The sequence below is a fragment of the Arthrobacter pascens genome (assembly GCF_030816475.1).
GTDB classification, from domain to species: Bacteria; Actinomycetota; Actinomycetes; order Actinomycetales; family Micrococcaceae; genus Arthrobacter; species Arthrobacter pascens_B.
In genome coordinates this window covers 2,082,570-2,102,425 of record NZ_JAUSXF010000001.1, presented here as the reverse complement: position 1 = coordinate 2,102,425, position 19,856 = coordinate 2,082,570, and the positions used below count along the sequence as shown (strand labels likewise).

Here is a 19,856-nt window from a genome sequence, read left to right as displayed (position 1 = left end):
ATGCGAGTTTTCGGGCAGGACTGGTGTCGTGAGAAACTAAGCCGGTGACTCAAACAACAGTGCCCGTTATCTTTGACCTGGACGGCACTCTTGTCGATCCGGCCGGGGGAATAACAGATGGAATCGCAGCCGCTCTAACGGAGCTTGGCCTCCCCGTTCCAGGCCAGGACCTGCTCGACGCGATGATCGGCCCCAAGCTGAGCGATTCGCTTCTTAACGTCGCCATGGTCCCGGCGGGCATGCTCGATGAGGTCATCAGCCGCTACCGGCAGTACTACCTCAGCACCGGCATCAGCCAGGGCCGGCTTTACCCGGGGATACAGGATGTCCTGGACAGCTTCGCAGCAGCCGGCAGGCAGGTGGCGGTGGCGACCCAGAAGCCGGAGGGCCTGGCACGCATAGTACTGGAACACCACGGGATCGCGGGCCTGTTCCAGTTCATCAGGGGATCCTCCGACGACGAATCTGCCGCCGCGGCGGGGCCTGTCGGGAAGACCGGCATCATCGCCGCCGCGCTGGGGGATCTCTCCACCCACCATGCGGTGATGGTGGGTGACCGTGCCCAGGACGTGGCGGGCGCCATTGCCAATGGCCTTGACTGCATCGGCGTGGGCTGGGGGTTTGCCCCCGATGGTGAACTCGAGGATGCGGGAGCGGTGACCGTGGTTGACTCCGCGGCCGATCTTGTAGCCGCCATTGAACGCCTTGAAGCTATTCACTCCGCGGCAATGAGCGAGGTGCAAAACGATGGCACTGTTTGACGCGGTCCGCTGGACCACGCGCGGACTGATCGCCGGCACGTGCCGGCCAACGGTCATCGGATTGGAGAACGTGCCCAAGGACGGCCCGTTCATTGTGGCACCCAACCATCTTTCCTTTTTTGACAGCGTCATTGTCCAGGCGCTCATGCCCCGCCCTGTGGCCTTTTTTGCCAAGGCCGAGTATTTCACTACAGGCGGCATCAAAGGCAAAGTCATGAAATCCTTCTTCGAATCGGTCGGATCCATCCCGGTGGAACGCGGGGAGCAGGCGGCCAGCGTCCAGGCCCTCAGGACCCTCCTGGACATCCTCGAGGCAGGCAAGGGCATCGGGATTTACCCGGAGGGCACCCGTTCCCGGGACGGCATCCTCTACCGGGGACGGACCGGGGTGGGGTGGCTTGCACTGACCACCGGTGCCCCCGTGATCCCTGTAGGCCTGATTGGCACGGAGAATCTGCAGCCCGCCGGCGAGAAGGGCTTCAAGCCGGGGCACTTCACCATGAAAGTGGGAAAACCCCTCTACTTCGAGAAAACGGGCCCCGACCATTCGCTGCCCGCCCGGCGCCAGGTCACAGACCGTATCATGGACGCCATCGCCCAGCTCAGCGGCCAGGAGCGGTCCACCAGCTACAACCAGAGCAAGTCCGTGGACTAGCAGCAGCCGGTAGGCTGCTCCAGTGGCACAGGCGCCCCCGCGGCCTCAGTAGACTGGAAGCGTGGCAGATCCAGCAAGTTACAGGCCCCAGACGGGTGAAATTCCCACCAACCCCGGGGTGTACAGGTTTCGCGATCCCCATGGACGGGTCATCTACGTAGGCAAAGCCAAAAGCCTCCGCTCACGCCTGAATTCCTATTTCGCGAACCCGGCTGGACTGCTGCCCAAAACCTACGCGATGGTCCACGCCGCCAGCAGCGTGGAGTGGACAGTGGTGGGCAGCGAACTGGAGTCCCTGCAACTTGAATTCACCTGGATCAAGGAGTTCAAGCCCCGCTTCAACGTGGTCTTCCGCGATGACAAAACCTATCCCTACCTGGCACTCACGATGAGCGAGAAGTTCCCGCGTGTCCAGGTCATGCGCGGAGACCGCAGGAAGGGCACCCGGTACTTCGGGCCCTACACGGCCGGAGCCATCCGGGAAACCATGGACACGCTGCTGCGGGTCTTCCCTGTCCGCAGCTGCAGCCCGGGAGTGCTTAAACGCGCCCAGGCCAGCGGCCGGCCCTGCCTGCTCGGCTACATCGACAAATGCTCCGCTCCCTGCGTGGGGCGGGTGACCCCGGAGGAACACCGTGCCCTGGCGGAAGACTTCTGTGCCTTCATGGGCGGCGAAGCCAAGCGCTTCATCTCCAAGCTCGAAAAGCAGATGGGCGAAGCGGTCGCTGCTCTCGACTATGAACGCGCCGCCCGGCTCCGTGACGACATCGCAGCGCTGCGGAAGGTCTTTGAGCGTAACGCCGTGGTGCTGGCCGAGGACACGGACGCCGACGTCTTTGCGCTGCACGAGGACGGACTCGAGGCGGCTGTGCAGGTGTTCCATGTCCGGGGCGGCCGGGTCCGCGGCCAGCGGGGCTGGGTTGTCGAAAAGGTGGAAGATTCCACTTTGCCCGACCTGGTGGAGCACCTCCTCCAGCAGGTCTACGGCGAAGACGGCGACAGCCACGGCCGGCTTCCTCGTGAAGTGCTGGTGCCGGTTGCCCCCAGCAACGCCGTCGAACTGGCGCAGTGGCTCGGCGGCATGCGGGGAGCCAAGGTGGACATCCGGGTGCCCCAGCGGGGCGACAAAGCGGCGCTCATGTCCACCGTGCGGGAGAACGCCGAGCACGCCCTGAAACTTCACAAGACGCGGCGGGCCGGGGACCTGACAGTCCGGTCGCAGGCGCTCCAGGAACTCCAGGAAGCACTGGATCTGCCGGTGCCACTCCTGCGCATCGAATGTTTTGACATTTCCCACGTCCAGGGAACCAACGTGGTGGCGTCCATGGTGGTGGTGGAGGACGGCCTGCCGAAGAAGTCCGACTACCGGAAGTTCTCAGTCACGGGCCCGGCCGCGGCGGACGACACGGCGGCCATGCACGATGTCCTGACCCGCCGGTTCCGGCACTATCTCCAAGACAAGACGGCGCAGGTGGAGGCGTCGGCCCTCGCCGGCCACCAGGCCGCCCTGACGGCGGCCGCCGATGCCGCGGTGCTGGATACCACGACGCCGGCTCCGCGGGCAAAATTCGCCTACCCGCCGAACCTGGTGGTAGTCGACGGCGGCAAACCCCAGGTCAATGCGGCAGCCCGGGCACTGGCTGACCTCGGCATCGACGACGTCTACGTGGTGGGGCTGGCGAAACGGCTGGAGGAGGTGTGGCTTCCGGACAGTGACTTCCCGGTCATCCTGCCCCGGACATCGCAGGGACTGTACCTGCTGCAGCGGATCCGGGACGAGGCCCACCGCTTCGCCATCACCTTCCACCGGCAAAAGCGGGGCAAGGCCATGACGGTGTCCGCCCTGGACGGTGTTCCGGGGCTGGGGGAGTCGAAGCGCAAAGCCCTGCTCGCCCATTTCGGCTCGGTCAAGGGCGTCAAGGCGGCCTCGGCAGCCGAACTGTCAGCGGCCAAGGGTATCGGTCCGGCCCTCGCCGGCGCCATTGTGGAACACTTCAGCAGCACCGGCGGGGAAGCGGACACTGCCCCGGCAGTAAACATGGCCACCGGCGAAATCATTGAAACTTAGCTAGGGTAAGGAACGGGGTTTCCGCGGATGCGGTTGCCGTCCGACAACACGACAGAATTGGGGCGGAATTAATGGCAGACTCGACGGCGGAATCCCCGGCGGAGCAGGACGACGGGCTGACGCCGGTCAAGCCCGTCGAAGCGGAACTGCTGGTGGTCACCGGGATGTCCGGGGCGGGACGAAGCACAGCCTCGGACGCGCTGGAGGACCACGGCTGGTACGTCGTGGAGAACCTGCCGCCGCAGATGCTTGGCACCCTCGCCGAGATCGTGTCGCATGCGCCCCAGTCCATTCCGCGCCTGGCTGTCGTCATGGACGTCCGCAGCAAAGGCCTGTTTGCCGACATCCGCGCCGCACTGGGGGCCCTTGCCGCCAGCGGCGTCACGTTCCGGGTGCTGTTCCTCGACGCCAACGACGACGTCCTGGTCCGCCGCTTCGAACAGGGCCGCAGGCCGCATCCGCTCCAGGAAGGCGGCCGGATCCTGGACGGCATAGCAGCCGAACGGGAACTGCTCACGGAACTTCGGGACAGTGCCGACGTCGTACTGGACACCTCCACCTACAACGTTCACGGCCTCGCCACCGCCATCACGGAACTGTTCAGTGAAACCGGGCCGGTCGCCCTGCGGCTGAACGTCATGAGCTTTGGCTTCAAGTACGGCCTGCCGGTGGATTCCAACTACGTCGCCGACGTCCGCTTCATCCCCAATCCGCACTGGGTCCCGCAGCTGCGCCCGCACACGGGCCTGGACAAGGACGTCAGTGAGTACGTCCTCGAGGCCGAAGGCGTGAAGAATTTCATTGACCGCTTCGTTCTGGCGCTCGAGCCTGTCCTGGACGGGTACCGGCGGGAAAACAAGCACTATGCCACGATTGCCGTGGGCTGCACAGGCGGCAAGCACCGGTCGGTCGCCGTCGCCGTCGAACTTTCCAAGAAACTGGCCCAATACCCCAGGGTCACCGTGACGACCACGCACCGCGATCTGGGCCGCGAATAATGGGATTGCTCACCGGGCCGCTGCCGTTGATCCCTCCCTCGGGAGGAACGGCAGCAGGCCAGCAGGACAAGGGCCCCAATGTTGTGGCACTTGGCGGGGGCCATGGCCTGTCCGCTTCACTGTCGGCCTTGCGGCTGCTCACCTCTGAACTCACCGCCATTGTCACGGTGGCGGACGACGGCGGGTCATCCGGGCGTCTGCGCGAGGAGTACGGCGTTCTTCCGCCGGGGGACCTGCGTATGGCGCTGTCCGCGCTGTGTGATGACACCGACTGGGGCCGGACATGGCGCGATGTGATGCAGCACCGGTTCCATCCGGGCAAGGGCACCGGAGGGTCGCTGGACGAGCATGCGATGGGGAACCTGCTTATCGTGACCCTGTGGGAGCTGCTCGGCGACACCGTTGCCGGCCTCAAATGGGCGGGCGCGCTGCTGGGCGCGCGCGGCCAGGTGCTTCCGATGTCCACTGTGCCGCTCACCATCGAAGGCGACATTCGGGTCACCGCCCCGGACGGCGCGTCGGCTATGCAGACAATCCGGGGCCAGGCACGGTGCGCGGTTGCCGGTTCCCTCGAGCAGGTCCGGCTGCTGCCTGACGACGCACCCGCCTGCACCGATGCCCTGACGGCCATCGAACTGGCCGACTGGATCATCCTGGGACCGGGCTCGTGGTACACCTCGGTGCTGCCGCACCTGCTGCTCCCGGAGATGCGCCAGGCACTGTGCGGCACCCCGGCGAAACGCTGCCTGACCATGAACCTGGCCACGGACACCAAGGAGACCACGGGCATGTCCGCCGCGGACCACCTCCACGCACTGCGCCGGTACGCACCGGACTTCGGCGTCGACATTGTCCTCGCAGACCCGGCGTCGGTCCCGGACCTGCCAGAATTCGAGAAAGCGGCGGGGATGATCGGCGCCGAGGTTGTCTTGGGTAAAGTAGGGGCGTCGGGCCGCCGGCCTGTCCACGACCCATTGCGTCTGGCAGCGGCGTACCACGATATTTTCGGGAACAGTTAGGAAGGTGCCATGGCACTGACAGCATCGGTCAAGGAAGAACTGTCCCGTCTGGACATCAAGAAGTCATCAGTCCGGAAGGCTGAAGTCTCCGCGATGCTCCGGTTCGCCGGCGGCCTGCACATCATCTCCGGCCGGATCGTGATCGAGGCTGAAGTGGACCTGGCGTCCACGGCGCGCCGCCTGCGGGCGGCCATCGCGGAAGTTTACGGCCACCAAAGCGAAATCATCGTGGTCTCCGGAGGAGGGCTGCGGCGGGGGAGCCGCTATGTGGTGCGGGTGGTCCGCGACGGCGAGGCCCTGGCCCGCCAGACGGGCTTGCTTGACGGCCGCGGCCGGCCAGTCCGCGGGCTTCCTTCGGCAGTCGTGAACGGCTCCGCTGCGGACGCCGAGGCTGTCTGGCGCGGCGCGTTCCTTGCCCACGGTTCCCTCACGGAACCGGGCCGTTCCTCCTCGCTGGAGGTCACCTGCCCCGGCCCCGAGTCCGCATTGGCGCTGGTGGGTGCGGCGCGCCGGCTCAGCATCCAGGCCAAGGCACGGGAGGTCCGGGGAGTGGACCGCGTGGTGATCCGCGACGGCGACACCATTGCGGCGCTGCTCACCCGCATGGGCGCCCACGACGCCCTCATGGTCTGGGAAGAGCGGAGGATGCGCAAGGAGGTCCGCGCCACGGCCAATCGGCTGGCGAATTTCGACGACGCCAACTTGAGGCGTTCCGCCCAGGCGGCCGTCGCGGCCGGGGCACGCGTTGACCGTGCCCTGGAGATCCTGGGCGACGACGTTCCGGACCACCTCAAATACGCCGGCGAACTGCGGGTGGCCCACAAGCAGGCGAGCCTGGATGAGCTGGGACGCCTGGCAGACCCCGTGATGACCAAGGACGCCATTGCCGGCCGCATCCGCCGGCTGCTGGCCATGGCGGACAAACGGGCACTTGACCTGGGCATCCCCGGCACAGACGCCAATGTGACGCCTGAAATGCTGGACGAGTAGCAGCGCCCCTAGAATCAGACGATGTGACGGAAATACCCGGCCCGGCTTGCCGGTTATGCTCCGGGAACGGCCGCCAGGTTTCCGCCACTGCAATCTTCCGGGTGCATGTCATCCGGATGCACAATCCGAGAGTTACAAACCGGACAGACCGTCCACGATATTGGAGGATTTTGTGACCGAGTACGTACTGCCAGAACTCAGCTACGACTACGCAGCCCTCGAGCCGCACATTTCGGCGCGGATCATGGAGCTGCACCACAGCAAGCACCATGCAGCCTACGTAACGGGCGCCAACAACGCCCTGGCCCAGCTCGCGGATGCCCGCGACAAGGGCGACTTCGCCAACATCAACCGGCTGTCCAAGGACCTTGCGTTCCACACCGGCGGCCACGTCAACCACTCCGTGTTCTGGAACAACCTGTCCCCGGACGGCGGCGACAAGCCCGAGGGTGAGCTGGCAGCAGCCATCGACGACGCCTTCGGCTCGTTTGACGCTTTCCGCGCCCAGTTCTCGGCTGCGGCCCTGGGGCTGCAGGGATCCGGCTGGGGCTTCCTGGCCTACGAGCCCATCGGTGGCAACCTTGTCATCGAGCAGCTCTACGACCAGCAGGGAAACGTGGCACTCGGCACGACCCCCCTGCTGATGCTCGACATGTGGGAGCACGCCTTCTACCTGGATTACGTGAACGTCAAGGCTGATTACGTCAAGGCATTCTGGAACATCGTCAACTGGGCGGATGTGGCCAAGCGCTTCGACGCGGCCCGCTCCAGCGCGACGGGCCTGATCACCCTGCCGTAGTGACCTCCGGTACACGCCGGTGTAACAAACTTCACATTTAGCGGCTTTTTGGCCGGAATGTGGACCGTCTGCCCCCGCACTTGCGGGGGCAGACCCTGTTAAACGTAAGATAGGTCACGGAAGGCGGTTAGCCTTCAGCAACGTGGCTGGTCGCCCTCCGATCTGGTAATTATCTCTGCCCAATGGCGTGCGGGATCTGTTAGTTGGCTTGAACGCCTGCTCGACTAAGTTGTGCTTCTACAAGCACCAAGGAGACTGAAAAAGTGACGACCCGTATTGGTATCAACGGCTTTGGCCGTATCGGCCGCAACTACTTCCGCGCAGCACTCGCACAGGGCGCGGACCTGGAGATCGTTGCCGTCAACGACCTCACCAGCCCCGAGGCCCTCGCACACCTGCTCAAGTACGACTCCGTCGGCGGACGCCTGAAGGAAACCGTCGAGGTCAAGGACGGAAACATCGTCGTCGACGGAAACATCATCAAGGTCCTCGCCGAGCGCGATCCCGCCAACCTTCCCTGGGCCGACCTGAACGTTGACATCGTCATCGAGTCCACGGGCTTCTTCACCAAGGCTGCCGCCGCGCAGAAGCACATCGACGCCGGCGCCAAGAAGGTCCTGATCTCGGCTCCGGCCTCCGATGAGGACATCACCATCGTGATGGGCGTGAACCACGAGCTGTATGACCCCGCCGCGCACAACATCATCTCCAACGCTTCCTGCACCACCAACTGCCTCGGCCCGCTGGCCAAGGTCATCAATGACACCTTCGGCATCGAACGCGGCCTGATGACCACCATCCACGCCTACACGGCGGACCAGAACCTGCAGGACGGCCCGCACAACGACCTCCGCCGTGCACGCGCCGCCGCGATCAACATGGTCCCCACCTCCACGGGTGCGGCCAAGGCCATCGGCCTGGTCCTGCCGGAGCTCAAGGGCAAGCTGGACGGTTATGCCATCCGCGTACCTGTCCCCACCGGCTCCGCCACGGACCTGACGGTGACCGTCTCCCGCGAGACCTCCGTCGAGGAAGTCAACGCGGCACTGAAGAAGGCTGCGGATTCCGATGAGTTCCAGGGAATCCTCACCTACACCGACGCGCCGATCGTCTCCTCCGACATCGTCGGCGACCCGGCATCGTCGATCTTCGACTCAGGCCTGACCAAGGTCATCGGCAACCAGGTCAAGGTTGTTTCCTGGTATGACAACGAATGGGGCTACTCCAACCGCCTCGTGGACCTGACGGAGCTCGTCGCATCCAAGCTGGGCTAGGGTTAGACACATGACATTTCACACCCTCAACGAACTGATCGCTGAAGGTGTCCGCGGGCGGTACATTCTGGTCAGAAGTGACCTGAATGTGCCGCTCGACGGCTCGACAGTGACTGACGACGGCCGCATCAAGGCCTCACTGCCGGTCCTGGGAAAGCTCACGGACGCCGGTGCCCGCGTGCTGGTAACAGCCCACCTCGGACGCCCCAAGGGCGCGCCGGAGGAAAAATACTCTCTCAAGCCTGCCGTCTCGCGGCTGGCCGAACTCGCTGGCTTCAACGTGGCCCTCGCCGAAGACACCGTCGGCAGCTCCGCGAAGAAGCTCGCTGCCTCACTGCAGGATGGCGAAGTGCTCGTTCTGGAGAACGTCCGGTTCGACCCCCGCGAGACCAGCAAGGACGACGCCCAGCGGGCCGAATTCGCTGACGAACTAGTCGCCCTGACGGGCAGCAATGGCGCCTTCGTGGATGACGCCTTCGGAGCCGTGCACCGCAAGCACGCCAGCGTTTACGACGTCGCCACCAGGCTTCCGTCTTACCAGGGCGACCTGGTGCACACCGAGGTGGAGGTGCTCCGGAAGCTGACGTCCGACACCCAGCGCCCCTACGTCGTCGTGCTCGGCGGCTCGAAGGTGTCGGACAAGCTTGCCGTCATCGACAACCTCATCGGCAAGGCCGACACCATCCTCGTGGGCGGCGGCATGCTGTTCACGTTCCTGGCGGCAGAAGGCCACAAAGTGGCCGGCAGCCTCCTGGAAGAGGACCAGATCCCGGTGGTCAAGGACTACCTCCAGCGGGCTGCAGCCGCCGGCACTGAGTTCGTAGTACCGACCGACGTCGTGGTGGCGGAGAAATTCGCCGCCGACGCCGCCCACGAAACGGTTGCGGCGGATGACATCGAAGGCAGCAGCTTCGGGGCCTCAGGCATCGGCCTGGACATTGGTCCGGAATCGGCAGCCGCCTTCGCGGACCGGATCAAGGGCGCCCGGACGGTGTTCTGGAACGGACCCATGGGAGTCTTCGAGTTTGAAGCATTCTCTGCTGGAACACGCGCCGTGGCCCAGGCCCTTACTGCGGCCGATGCATTCACCGTGGTAGGCGGCGGGGACTCAGCCGCCGCCGTGCGTACGCTGGGTTTCGCGGACGACGAATTCGGCCACATTTCCACCGGCGGCGGTGCCAGCCTCGAATATCTCGAAGGCAAGGAACTCCCGGGACTCAGCGTCCTGGACCGCTAAGTATCCGGACTGTCGAGTCCTCCGGCCGGCAGGGCGCCAGCGTGCACCCTGCCGGCCGCTCACATATCAAGAACTCTTGGAGAACACGTGACTACGTCAACGAACGGCGCTTTTGACCGCACGCCTCTCATCGCGGGCAACTGGAAGATGAACATGGACCACGTCCAGGGCATCACCCTCCTGCAGAAACTGGCTTGGACCCTGTCCGACGCCAAACACGACTACAACCGGGTCGAGGTGGCAGTCTTCCCTCCGTTCACGGACCTTCGCGGCGTGCAGACCCTGGTCCAGGGTGACGAACTGGACATCGCGTACGGTGGCCAGGACCTGTCCCAGTTCGATTCCGGAGCCTACACCGGAGATATTTCCGGCCAGTTCCTGGGCAAGCTGGGCTGCAAGTACGTACTGGTGGGCCACAGCGAACGCCGCACCATCCACCACGAATCCGACGAGGTCCTCAACGCCAAGGTCAAGGCTGCGTACAAGCATGGCCTGACTCCGGTTCTTTGCGTCGGCGAAGGGCTGGAAATCCGCCAGGCCGGAACCCACGTGGAGCACACGCTCACGCAGCTCCGGGCCGACGTCGCGGGCATCACGCCCGAACAGGCAAGCGAGCTTGTTGTGGCGTACGAGCCCGTCTGGGCCATCGGCACCGGCGAAGTGGCTGGACCTGAAGATGCCCAGGAGATGTGTGCGGCTATCCGGGCAGAACTCACCAGCATCTTCGGGGATGACGCTGCAGCGAAGATCCGACTGCTCTACGGCGGCTCGGTCAAGTCCAGCAACGTCGCAGCCATCCTGAACCAGCGGGACGTCGACGGCGTGTTGGTGGGCGGGGCCAGCCTCGACCCTGCCGAGTTTGCTAGTATTGTCAGGTTCGAGAGTCACCTGCTGACGGAGTAGTCCGGACGCAGCGCAAAGCTCCCGCAATTCCAACTTTCTGAAAGGCCGTCGTGGACGTTCTTCATGTCATTCTGCAGATCCTCCTGGGTATCACCAGCCTTCTGCTGACGCTGCTCATCCTCCTCCACAAGGGTCGGGGCGGCGGCCTGTCGGACATGTTCGGTGGCGGCATGAGTTCCGGCCTGAGCTCCTCCGGTGTAGCCGAGCGCAACCTGAACAGGTTCACGATCATCCTGGGCGTTACCTGGGGCGTCGTGATCATTGCTCTCGGCCTGATCATGCGCTTCTCGGGCACCGCCGACTCCTAGTCCTTCAAGACTGATCCCTGCCCGGCACTGCCGCCAAGGGAAACGGCGAACTAAACTGTGGCTGTTGGCTTCCAACAGCCACAGTTCGTTAAGCAGCCAGGAGTGCCGATGGTACACAGTACGTCAGGCTTCCGCGGCACCCGTGTGGGTGTCACGGAAGGAGCCGGTCCCCGGAACGAAGCCGACGATTTTCCGGGGGACAGGTTGCCGCGGATTCGTGTTTCGTACTGGTGTGCGAAGGGACACGAAACGCGGCCTGTTTTTCTTAAGCTGCCGGAGGATCAGATTCCACTCATCTGGGATTGCCGCAGATGCGGTACTCCGGCCTCCAGGGACGGACAGGAATCAGCGCTGATAGAGCCCGTGGATGAGGGCTTCAAAAGCCACTTGGAATACGTTAAAGAGCGGCGCTCCGACCAGGACGCCGAAGACGTACTGGCCGGAGCGCTGGAAAAGTTACGCGCCCGCGGCGTCCTTCCGGACGAGCTGCTGCGGGACCCTTGAGGCCGCATTCTCGTCGATGAGCCAGAGGGTGCGCGACGTTCCCCTGGGACCTGCTGCCGGCACCTGGACGGGGTTAGCGCCGGCCAGTGCCAGGCCCACTGCTCCGGCTTTGTCCTCACCGGCAACCACCATCCAGACTTCGGCTGCAGTGTTGATGGCCGGCAGCGTCAGCGAAATCCGCTGCGGCGGGGGCTTGGGCGAATTCCGCACCCCCACGACTGTCCGTTCTTTTTCCCGGATCCCGCCCTGCTCAGGGAACAGGGACGCGACGTGGGCATCCGGTCCGACGCCCAGCAACACGACGTCCAGCCGCGGAAGTGCCCCAGGGTTTTCGGGCCGGTTCTCGGACATGTCCGCTGCATGTTCGGCCCGGGCAGCCTCCCGGAGGCGACGGGCATAGTCCTCGGCAGCCTCTTCGGGACTGTCAAAATCATCCGAGGAAGCGGGCTGGTGGATCCGCTCCGGATCCACTGGAATGCGGGAGAGCAGCGCTTCGAACGCCTGCTTCGTATTACGGTCCGGATCGTCCGCCGCTACGAACCTCTCGTCGCCCCACCAGAAGTTCACCCGCGACCAGTCGACAGCCGGAGCCGCGGGGGAGTCCGCAACAGCCTTCAGCGTGCCGATGCCGACCGTACCACCGGTAAGCACCACCGTGGCCTCCCCGTATTTATCCTGTACATCCACCAGCTTGGTGATGAGGCGGGCCGCGATGGCGGCCATCAGGACGGACGAATCAGGATGGATGCTTACTCGTGGGTCAACGCTCACTGGGCCGGACACTCCTTAGATTGGTACGTGGCAGTCCAATAGTAATCACTTCGCCGAAGACTTCGTCGGGGTCCAGGCGTCGTAGTTCTTCGGCGAGGCAGTCTTTGAGGCTGCGGCGTGGGAGGGAGATGCGTTGGGCTGGTTGTCCTGGTTGGGTGAGTTCGGCGATGGAGAGTCCGGGTCGGAAGAGTTGGACGTCGCCGCCGGGGCGGGTGAGTCTGACGCGGCGGATGCCGGTTCCGGCGGGGTCCGCGACGATGGTGACGGGGGCGTCCAGGGACAGGGTGAGCCAGGCGGCGAGGAGGATGGTGGAGGGTGAGTCGGAGGCTCCTTCGACGGCGACGGCTGTGACGGGGGAGGGATCCACTTGGTCCAGGACGGCCGCGAGTTGGATTCGCCAGTTCGTGAGTCTGGTCCAGGCGAGGTCGGTGTCGCCGGCTTTGTAGGTGGTGCGGATGTTTTCCAGGGCTTGTTGCGGGTCCGGTTCGTTGGCGGAGTCGGTGATCCTGCGGTGCGCGATCCGTCCGATGGAGGTTTCGCAGGCGTTTTCGGGGGCGCCGTGCGGCCACCAGGCCACGATCGGCGCGTCCGGGAGGAGCAGTGCCGCGACGAGGGATTCGCTCTCGTGGGCGAGTTGGCCGTAGCCGCGGAGCACGATGACTTCGGAGGCGCCGGCGTCTCCGCCGACCCTGATTTGGGCATCGAGCCGGTCGGGGGCGTTTTTGCCGGCGTCGGCGAGGACGATGATCCGGCAGGGGTGTTCGCGGCTGGCCTCGTTCGCTGCCTCGATCGCTTCTTCCTCGAGCCCGGATTTGGTCACGACGACCAGGGTCAGGACCCGGCCCAGGGCGATCACGCCGCCTTGCTCGCGCAGGGACATGATTTTTTTGGAGACTTGTGAGGTGGTGGTGTCGGGCAGGTCTACGATCATGGCCTTCTCCAGGTTCGTCCGTCGCGGGCCAGCAGTTCATCGGCTGAGGCCGGGCCCCAGCTGCCGGGGGCGTAGGGCTGGGGTTGTTCGTTCAGTTCTGCCCAGTAGTTCTCGAACGGGTCCAGGATTTTCCAGGACAGTTCCACCTCGGCGTGCCGGGGGAACAGCGGCGGTTCACCGAGCAGCACGTCCAGGATCAGCCGTTCGTACGCTTCGGGGGAGGATTCGGTGAAGGAATGCCCGTAACCGAAGTCCATGGTCACATCCCGGACTTCCATCTGGGTGCCGGGGACTTTGGAGCCGAACCTGATCGTGACGCCCTCATCGGGCTGGACCCTGATGACCACGGCGTTCTGGCCGAAGTCATCCTCGCCGTGGTCGCGGAAGAGCAGGTTCGGGGCGCGTTTGAAGACCACCGCGATCTCCGTCACGCGCCGGCCCAGGCGTTTGCCCGCGCGCAGGTAGAACGGCACCCCGGCCCAGCGCCGGGTATGGATATCGACCCGGATCGCGGCGAACGTCTCGGTGGTCGAATCGGCAGGGATGCCTTCTTCTTCCAGGTAGCCCTGGACCTGTTCCCCGCCCTGCCAGCCGCCGGTGAACTGCCCGCGCGCTGAATGCGTGGACAAATCCTCCGGGAGTTTGACCGCGGCCAGGACCTTTTCCTTTTCCGCGCGCAGGTCATCGGCGTTGAAGGAGATCGGCTCTTCCATCGCTGTCAGCGCCAGCAGCTGCAGCAGGTGGTTCTGGATCACGTCCCGGGCCGCGCCCACACCGTCGTAATACCCGGCCCGGCCACCGGTACCGATGTCCTCGGCCATGGTGATCTGGACATGGTCCACGTAGTTCGCGTTCCACAACGGTTCAAAGAGCTGGTTCGCGAACCGCAGCGCCAGGATGTTCTGGACCGTTTCCTTACCCAAATAATGGTCAATCCGGAACACCGCGTCCGGCGGGAACACCGACTCGACAATATCGTTCAGCTGCCTGGCCGATTCCAGGTCATGCCCGAAGGGCTTCTCGATTACCACCCGCCGCCATTTATCCCCCTCGGCCTGGGCCAGGCCGTGCTTGGAAAGCTGCCGGCAGACCTGCTCAAACGCCTTCGGCGGGATCGAGAGATAAAACGCGTGATTCCCCCGGGTCCCGCGGACATCATCAAGTTCCTTGATCGTCTCGCCGAGGCGCTCAAACGAGCCGTCGTCGTCGAACTCGCCCTGCACGAAACGGATCCCCTCCGACAACTGGTTCCAGACCGCCTCATCAAAAGGCGTCCGGGAATAAGCCTTCACCGAAGCCTTCACCTCCGCAGCGAAATCCTCGTTATCCCACTCCCGGCGGGCGAAACCCACCAACGCGAAACTCGGCGGCAACAACCCACGATTCGCCAAATCATAAACAGCCGGCATCAGCTTCTTACGCGCAAGATCCCCCGTCACCCCAAAGAGCACCAACGAAGAAGGACCGGCAATCCGATTCAAACGACGATCCCGCGGATCCCGCAGCGGATTACGCCCCGACCTGCCCGGGCGCGTGGAGGAGTTCCTACCGTATTCGGTTTCTGGCATGGTAACTGTTGTGCCTTAGCTCTCAGTGACGGATGCTGACCGGGCGGCCAGCGCTGCGATGATCTCCTGCAGCTGCACCACGCCCGCGGCGCGGTCGGTCAGGTGCAGGCGCAGGACGGGACGTCCGTGCCCGGCCAGGACCTGGGCATCGCCGGCCGCCTGTGCGGAGATCAGTTCCCCGAACGTGAAGGGACGGTCCGGAATGGCGAGGTCCTGGGTGGGGGCCGCCGTGACCTGGAGGAAGACCCCGATAGCCGGACCGCCCTTATGGAACTGGCCGGTCGAGTGCAGGAAGCGCGGGCCCCAGCCGAAGGTGACCGGACGGCCGCTGACTGCAGCCAGCTGATCCCGGATGCCTTCCAGCTGGGGGAAGGCGAGCCGGTCGAAGTACGCCTGGACGCTCAGGTAGCTGTCCCCGGCGAGGGTTCCCAGCAGTGCATCCACTGCTTCCTCCGCCGTTGATGCGGCGCCGAGCCAGTCACCGCCGCGGACCTCGATCGCCCCGTCAACAAACGCCGCCGGCGTCGGCTCGGGCTGCGCGTCCAGCAGGCCGCGGGCGGCAACCTTGGCAGCCTCCACATCCGGCTGGTCAAACGGGTTGATGCCCAGCAGGCGGCCTGCGACAGCGGTGGCGAATTCCCACACCATCATCTGCGTGGCCAGGCCACCGGCGATGGCAACTTCGTTTTCGCCAAGTTCGACGTCGGCATCCGCGGCTACCAGCCGCACCACCAGGACGTCGTCGGCACCGGAGGTGACCTCCGGGGACGACGGGCCGGCCACGACGGGCAGAACACCGGTGCCGAGCTTGCCGGTGGACTCCGCGATGAGCTGCTCGGCCCAGTCCGCGAAGCCCACAATGCCCGAGCCATCCTCGGCGATGACAATCTTGTTCCGCAGCGGATTGGTTCCGCCGAGTGCCGTACCGAGGGCGAGCCCGATGTTCTCCGGGGCGTCGTCGTTCAGGATCTCGGCGGCTTCCTCAGCCTCGTCCAGGAAGGCCTGGATGTCGACCCCGGCCAGGCCCGACGGCACCAGTCCGAAAGCGGTCAGGGCGGAGTAGCGGCCGCCCACATTGGGGTCCGCGTTGAAGACGGCACGGTAGCCGGCTTCGCGGGAAGCCTTGTCGAGCGGAGAGCCAGGATCAGTGACGATGATGATCCGGCTCTTCGCGTCCAGGCCCGCCTCGGTGAAGGCGTGCTCGAAGATCCTGCGCTGCGAGTCTGTCTCCAGGGTGGAACCCGACTTGGACGAGACCACAATGGCAGTCTCGGCCAGCCGGTCGGCAAGGGCAGCGGCGACCTGGTCGGGGTCGGTGCTGTCCAGCACGGTCAGCTCTACGCCAGCGGTACCGGCGATGACCTCGGGGGCCAGAGAGGAGCCACCCATGCCGCAAAGCACGATCCGGGTGACACCTTCGGCCCTCAGGGCATCGCGAAGCTCAAGGATTCCCGGCACCAGCGGCTGCGAGACGGTGGCCGCCTCAACCCAGCCGAGGCGGACAGCCGACTCGGATTCGGCGTCGGGACCCCAAAGCGTATGGTCCTTGGCGAAAATCCGGGTGGCAATGCGGTCCTCCACGAGGGTGGGAAGGTGCTGTTCGAGTGCCTGCTGTGCGGCACCGGTGGCGTCGTAGCTGAGTGTGCTCATCGTGGGTTAGGAAGCCTTCCGTGCAGAGGCGAGGGCGCCTTCGACATCGGCCAGCAGTTCTTTCCAGCTGGCCACGAACTTGTCCAGGCCCTCGGACTCGAGGATGGCGACAACGTCGTTGTAGGAGATGCCGAGGCCTTCAAGTGCGTCCAGGGTGGCGTTAGCGTCCGCGTAGGCGCTTGTGACGGTGTCGCCGGTGATAACGCCGTGGTCGAACGTGGCGTCAAGGGTCTTTTCCGGCATGGTGTTCACGACTCCCGGTGCCACAAGTTCCGTGACGTACAGGGTGTCAGGGTAGGCCGGATCCTTGACGCCGGTGGAAGCCCACAGCGGACGCTGGGGGAGGGCGCGGGCGTCGGCCAGCAGCGCCCAGCGCTCGGTGGAGAAGAGCTCCTCGTAAACCTGGTAGGCCAGGCGGGCGTTCGCGACGCCGGCCTTGCCCTTGAGCGCTTTGGCCTCCTCCGTGCCGATGGCGTCGAGGCGCTTGTCGATTTCGGAGTCCACGCGGGAAACGAAGAACGATGCCACGGAGTGGATCCGGGACAGGTCATGCCCGTTTTCCTTGGCCTGTTCCAGGCCGGCCTGGAAGGCGTTGATGACGGCGCGGTAGCGCTCGAGCGAGAAGATCAGGGTCACGTTGACGCTGATGCCCTCAGCGAGCGTGGCGGTGATTGCTTCCAGGCCTTCAAGCGTTGCCGGGATCTTGATGTGGACGTTGTCCTTGTTGACCTTCTTGTACAGGTGCTTGGCTTCGGCAATCGTGGCCGCGGTGTCCCAGGCCAGGCGCGGGTCAACTTCGATCGAAACCCGGCCGTCGACGCCCTTGGTCGCTGCTGCGACGGGCGCGAACAGGTCGCAGGCGTCTGCAACGTCGGTGGTGGTGATTTCGAAGATGGTGTCTTCGACGCTGGCACCGGCCTCGGCCTGGGCCGCGATTGTGGCGTCGTAGTCCGTGCCGGAGGTGATGGCGGCGTGGAAGATGGACGGGTTGGTGGTGACACCAACAACGTTCTTCTCTTCGATGAGCTTGCGCAGGGTGCCGGTTTCGAGGCGGCTGCGGGAAAGGTCATCAAGCCAGATGGAGACTCCGGCGTCGGAGAGCTGCTGTGTGGGGGTAGTCATTTTCGTATCTCCTGGAATCGGGTTCAGGCCTGCAGGCCAGCGAGGGAGTCTTTGGCAGCGGCGGCGACAGCCTCCGCGGTGATGCCGAACTCCTGGAAAAGGCGCTTGTAGTCAGCGGAAGCGCCGTAGTGCTCGAGCGAGACGGAACGTCCGGCGTCGCCGACGAATTCCCTCCAGCCCAGCGCCAGCCCGGCTTCGACGGATACCCGGGCCTTGACGGAGCCGGGCAGCACGGACTCGCGGTAAGCGGCGTCCTGCTTGTTGAACCACTCGACGCAAGGCATGGAGACAACGCGGGCGGCGATGCCTTCGGTCTGGAGGGCCTCACGGGCCTGGACGGCCAGCTGGACCTCGGAGCCGGTGCCAATGAGGATGACGTCGGCCGGGACTGTCGCGCCGTCCTTGGATGCCTCGGCCAGGACGTAGCCGCCCTTGGCGACTCCCGCCGTCGAACCGAAGGTGTCGCCGTCAGCGGTGCCTTCGCCACGGGCGTAGGTGGGGATGTTCTGGCGGGTCAGGACGATGCCGGCCGGGTTCTCGTGGTTCTCCAGCATGGTCTTCCACGCTGCAGCGACCTCGTTGGCGTCGCCGGGCCGGACAACATCCAGTCCAACGATCGCGCGCAGCGAGGCGAGCTGTTCCACGGGCTGGTGGGTAGGACCGTCTTCGCCCAGGCCGATGGAGTCGTGGGTCCAGACGTACAGCGAGGGAACGCCCATCAGCGCACCGAGCCGGATGGCAGGACGCTGGTAGTCGCTGAAGATCAGGAACGTGCCGGAGAACGCGCGGGTCCTGCCGTGGAGGCTGATGCCGTTCACGATCGACGCCGCGGCGTGCTCGCGGATGCCGAAGTGGAGCACCCGGCCATAGGGGTTCCCGGACCACGCGTCGGTCTGCTTGGACGCCGGGACGAACGACGGCGAGCCCTCGATGGTGGTGTTGTTGGATTCGGCCAGGTCAGCGGAGCCGCCCCACAGTTCGGGCATGACCGGGCCCAGCGCGTTGAGCACCTTGCCGGATGCCGCACGGGTGGAAACGTCCTTGCCCGCCGGGAAAACGGGCAGCGTGGCGTCAAGGCCCTCAGGCAGTTCGCGGGCTTCGACACGCTGCAGCAGTGCTGCGCTTTCCGGGTTCGCTGCCTGCCAGGCATTGAAGGACTCTTCCCACTCCTTGCGGGCAGCGGCGCCGCGGTCCACGACGGAGCGGGCGTGCGCCAGGACGTCCTGGTCAACGTCAAAAGTCTTGGCAGGATCGAAGCCCAGGACTTCCTTGAGGGCTGCAACTTCCTCGGCGCCCAGTGCTGAACCGTGGATCTTGCCGGTGTTCTGCTTCTTGGGGGCCGGGTAGCCGATGATGGTGCGCAGCGAAACAATGGAGGGCTTGGAGGTCTCGGCCTTTGCGGCGAGCAGGGCCGAGTACAGCTCCTGCACGTCTTCCTTGTATTCGCCGGTCTTGGTCCAGTCGACGCGCTGGGTGTGCCAGCCGTAGGCCTCGTAGCGCTTGAGGACATCCTCGGTGAAGGAGATGTCGGTGTCGTCTTCGATGGAGATGTGGTTCTCATCGTAGATAACGACCAGGTTGCCGAGTTCCTGGTGGCCGGCCAGGGAGGAAGCCTCGGCCGTGACGCCTTCCTGGAGGTCGCCGTCGGAAGCGATGACCCAGATGGTGTGGTCGAACGGGCTGGTGCCGGCGGCAGCATCGGCGTCGAACAGGCCGCGTTGGCGGCGCTGCGAGTAGGCGAACCCTACCGAGGAAGCAAGACCCTGGCCCAGCGGGCCGGTGGTGATCTCCACGCCGGCGGTGTGCTTGTACTCCGGGTGGCCCGGGGTCAGTGAGCCCCAGGTGCGCAGGGCCTCAAGGTCCTTCAGTTCCAGGCCGTAACCGGAGAGGAACAGCTGGATGTACAGCGTCAGCGATGTGTGGCCGGGGGACAGGATGAAACGGTCGCGCCCCAGCCAGTCCGGGTTCCTCGGATCGTGGCGCATGAGCTTCTGAAAGAGAAGGTATGCGGCCGGGGCCAGGCTCATGGCGGTGCCAGGGTGGCCGTTACCGACCTTCTCCACAGCGTCTGCAGCCAGTACGCGGACAGTGTCCACCGCGCGCTGGTCCAAGCTGGTCCATGACAGTTCTTGCTCTTCCAAATGTGGCACGAAAACCGGGCCCCTCTCTGTGCTGACGGCGGGCGGTACGCGGGATCCGGACGGAGGCGGGGTGTTGGCGCCCGTTGCGGTTGTGTACCAGCCGTTCACCATCGAAACGTTGATCTATCACTCAGTCACTCGGCCAGTCAGAATGCGT

18 protein-coding genes are annotated in these 19,856 nt (G+C 65.0%); 12 read left to right on the top strand and 6 right to left on the bottom strand.

The window, feature by feature from the left end; translation table 11 throughout:
• Positions 1–44: 44 nt before the first annotated feature.
• The 12 genes from QFZ40_RS09695 (at position 45) to QFZ40_RS09640 (ending at position 11,516) form a co-directional block, all read left to right on the top strand.
• On the top strand, positions 45–761 hold the full coding sequence (locus QFZ40_RS09695) for an HAD hydrolase-like protein (RefSeq protein WP_306904111.1): 717 nt from the start codon (positions 45–47) through the stop codon (positions 759–761).
• Entirely contained in the window at positions 748–1,416 is a 669-nt protein-coding gene (locus QFZ40_RS09690) for a lysophospholipid acyltransferase family protein (RefSeq protein ID WP_306904110.1), read from the top strand. Before QFZ40_RS09695 ends, QFZ40_RS09690 begins: the two co-directional genes overlap by 14 nt.
• A gap of 61 nt (positions 1,417–1,477) precedes the next feature.
• Entirely contained in the window at positions 1,478–3,484 is a 2,007-nt protein-coding gene (uvrC, locus tag QFZ40_RS09685; RefSeq protein ID WP_306904109.1) for an excinuclease ABC subunit UvrC, read from the top strand.
• Positions 3,485–3,555: 71 nt separating this feature from the next.
• Positions 3,556–4,482: an RNase adapter RapZ gene (rapZ, locus tag QFZ40_RS09680; protein ID WP_306904108.1), complete on the top strand. Its 927-nt coding sequence runs from the start codon at positions 3,556–3,558 to the stop codon at positions 4,480–4,482.
• Positions 4,482–5,501, top strand: a complete 1,020-nt coding sequence (locus QFZ40_RS09675; RefSeq protein ID WP_306904107.1) for a gluconeogenesis factor YvcK family protein — start codon at positions 4,482–4,484, stop codon at positions 5,499–5,501. The genes rapZ and QFZ40_RS09675 overlap by 1 nt, the downstream gene beginning before the upstream one ends.
• Positions 5,502–5,510: 9 nt before the next feature.
• A complete protein-coding gene (gene whiA, locus QFZ40_RS09670; protein WP_306904105.1) occupies positions 5,511–6,491 on the top strand; it encodes a DNA-binding protein WhiA in 981 nt (326 codons plus the stop codon).
• Positions 6,492–6,663: 172 nt separating this feature from the next.
• Positions 6,664–7,290 (top strand): superoxide dismutase, encoded by a 627-nt coding sequence (locus tag QFZ40_RS09665; protein WP_306904104.1) that lies wholly within the window; start codon positions 6,664–6,666, stop codon positions 7,288–7,290.
• Positions 7,291–7,553: 263 nt separating this feature from the next.
• Positions 7,554–8,564 carry a type I glyceraldehyde-3-phosphate dehydrogenase gene (gene gap / locus QFZ40_RS09660; RefSeq protein ID WP_306904103.1) on the top strand — a complete coding sequence of 337 codons (1,011 nt, stop codon included), beginning with the start codon at positions 7,554–7,556 and terminating at the stop codon, positions 8,562–8,564.
• Between the two features lie 10 nt (positions 8,565–8,574).
• Positions 8,575–9,801, top strand: a complete 1,227-nt coding sequence (locus QFZ40_RS09655; protein ID WP_306904101.1) for a phosphoglycerate kinase — start codon at positions 8,575–8,577, stop codon at positions 9,799–9,801.
• A gap of 87 nt (positions 9,802–9,888) precedes the next feature.
• Positions 9,889–10,704: a triose-phosphate isomerase gene (tpiA, locus tag QFZ40_RS09650; protein WP_306904100.1), complete on the top strand. Its 816-nt coding sequence runs from the start codon at positions 9,889–9,891 to the stop codon at positions 10,702–10,704.
• Positions 10,705–10,754: 50 nt separating this feature from the next.
• Positions 10,755–11,012 (top strand): preprotein translocase subunit SecG, encoded by a 258-nt coding sequence (secG, locus tag QFZ40_RS09645; protein WP_306904099.1) that lies wholly within the window; start codon positions 10,755–10,757, stop codon positions 11,010–11,012.
• A 108-nt stretch (positions 11,013–11,120) separates the two neighbouring features.
• Positions 11,121–11,516 (top strand): RNA polymerase-binding protein RbpA, encoded by a 396-nt coding sequence (locus tag QFZ40_RS09640; RefSeq protein ID WP_306904098.1) that lies wholly within the window; start codon positions 11,121–11,123, stop codon positions 11,514–11,516.
• Here the strand turns inward: QFZ40_RS09640 and pgl are convergent.
• Genes pgl through tkt form a run of 6 tightly spaced genes read right to left on the bottom strand, consistent with a single transcriptional unit; the run spans position 11,469 to position 19,699 of the window.
• Positions 11,469–12,287 carry a 6-phosphogluconolactonase gene (pgl, locus tag QFZ40_RS09635; protein WP_306904096.1) on the bottom strand — a complete coding sequence of 273 codons (819 nt, stop codon included), beginning with the start codon at positions 12,285–12,287 and terminating at the stop codon, positions 11,469–11,471. The two genes, QFZ40_RS09640 and pgl, sit on opposite strands and share 48 nt — an antisense overlap.
• Positions 12,277–13,218, bottom strand: coding sequence for a glucose-6-phosphate dehydrogenase assembly protein OpcA (locus QFZ40_RS09630; RefSeq protein WP_306904095.1), 942 nt, complete (start codon positions 13,216–13,218; stop codon positions 12,277–12,279). Before QFZ40_RS09630 ends, pgl begins: the two co-directional genes overlap by 11 nt.
• Entirely contained in the window at positions 13,215–14,786 is a 1,572-nt protein-coding gene (zwf, locus tag QFZ40_RS09625; protein WP_306904094.1) for a glucose-6-phosphate dehydrogenase, read from the bottom strand. The genes QFZ40_RS09630 and zwf overlap by 4 nt, the downstream gene beginning before the upstream one ends.
• Before the next feature lie 15 nt (positions 14,787–14,801).
• Entirely contained in the window at positions 14,802–16,436 is a 1,635-nt protein-coding gene (locus QFZ40_RS09620; RefSeq protein ID WP_306904093.1) for a glucose-6-phosphate isomerase, read from the bottom strand.
• A gap of 6 nt (positions 16,437–16,442) precedes the next feature.
• Positions 16,443–17,558, bottom strand: a complete 1,116-nt coding sequence (gene tal, locus QFZ40_RS09615; RefSeq protein WP_306904092.1) for a transaldolase — start codon at positions 17,556–17,558, stop codon at positions 16,443–16,445.
• Positions 17,559–17,581: 23 nt separating this feature from the next.
• Complete coding sequence (gene tkt, locus QFZ40_RS09610) at positions 17,582–19,699, bottom strand: transketolase (protein ID WP_306906888.1); 2,118 nt, start codon at positions 19,697–19,699, stop codon at positions 17,582–17,584.
• Positions 19,700–19,856 lie beyond the last annotated feature (157 nt).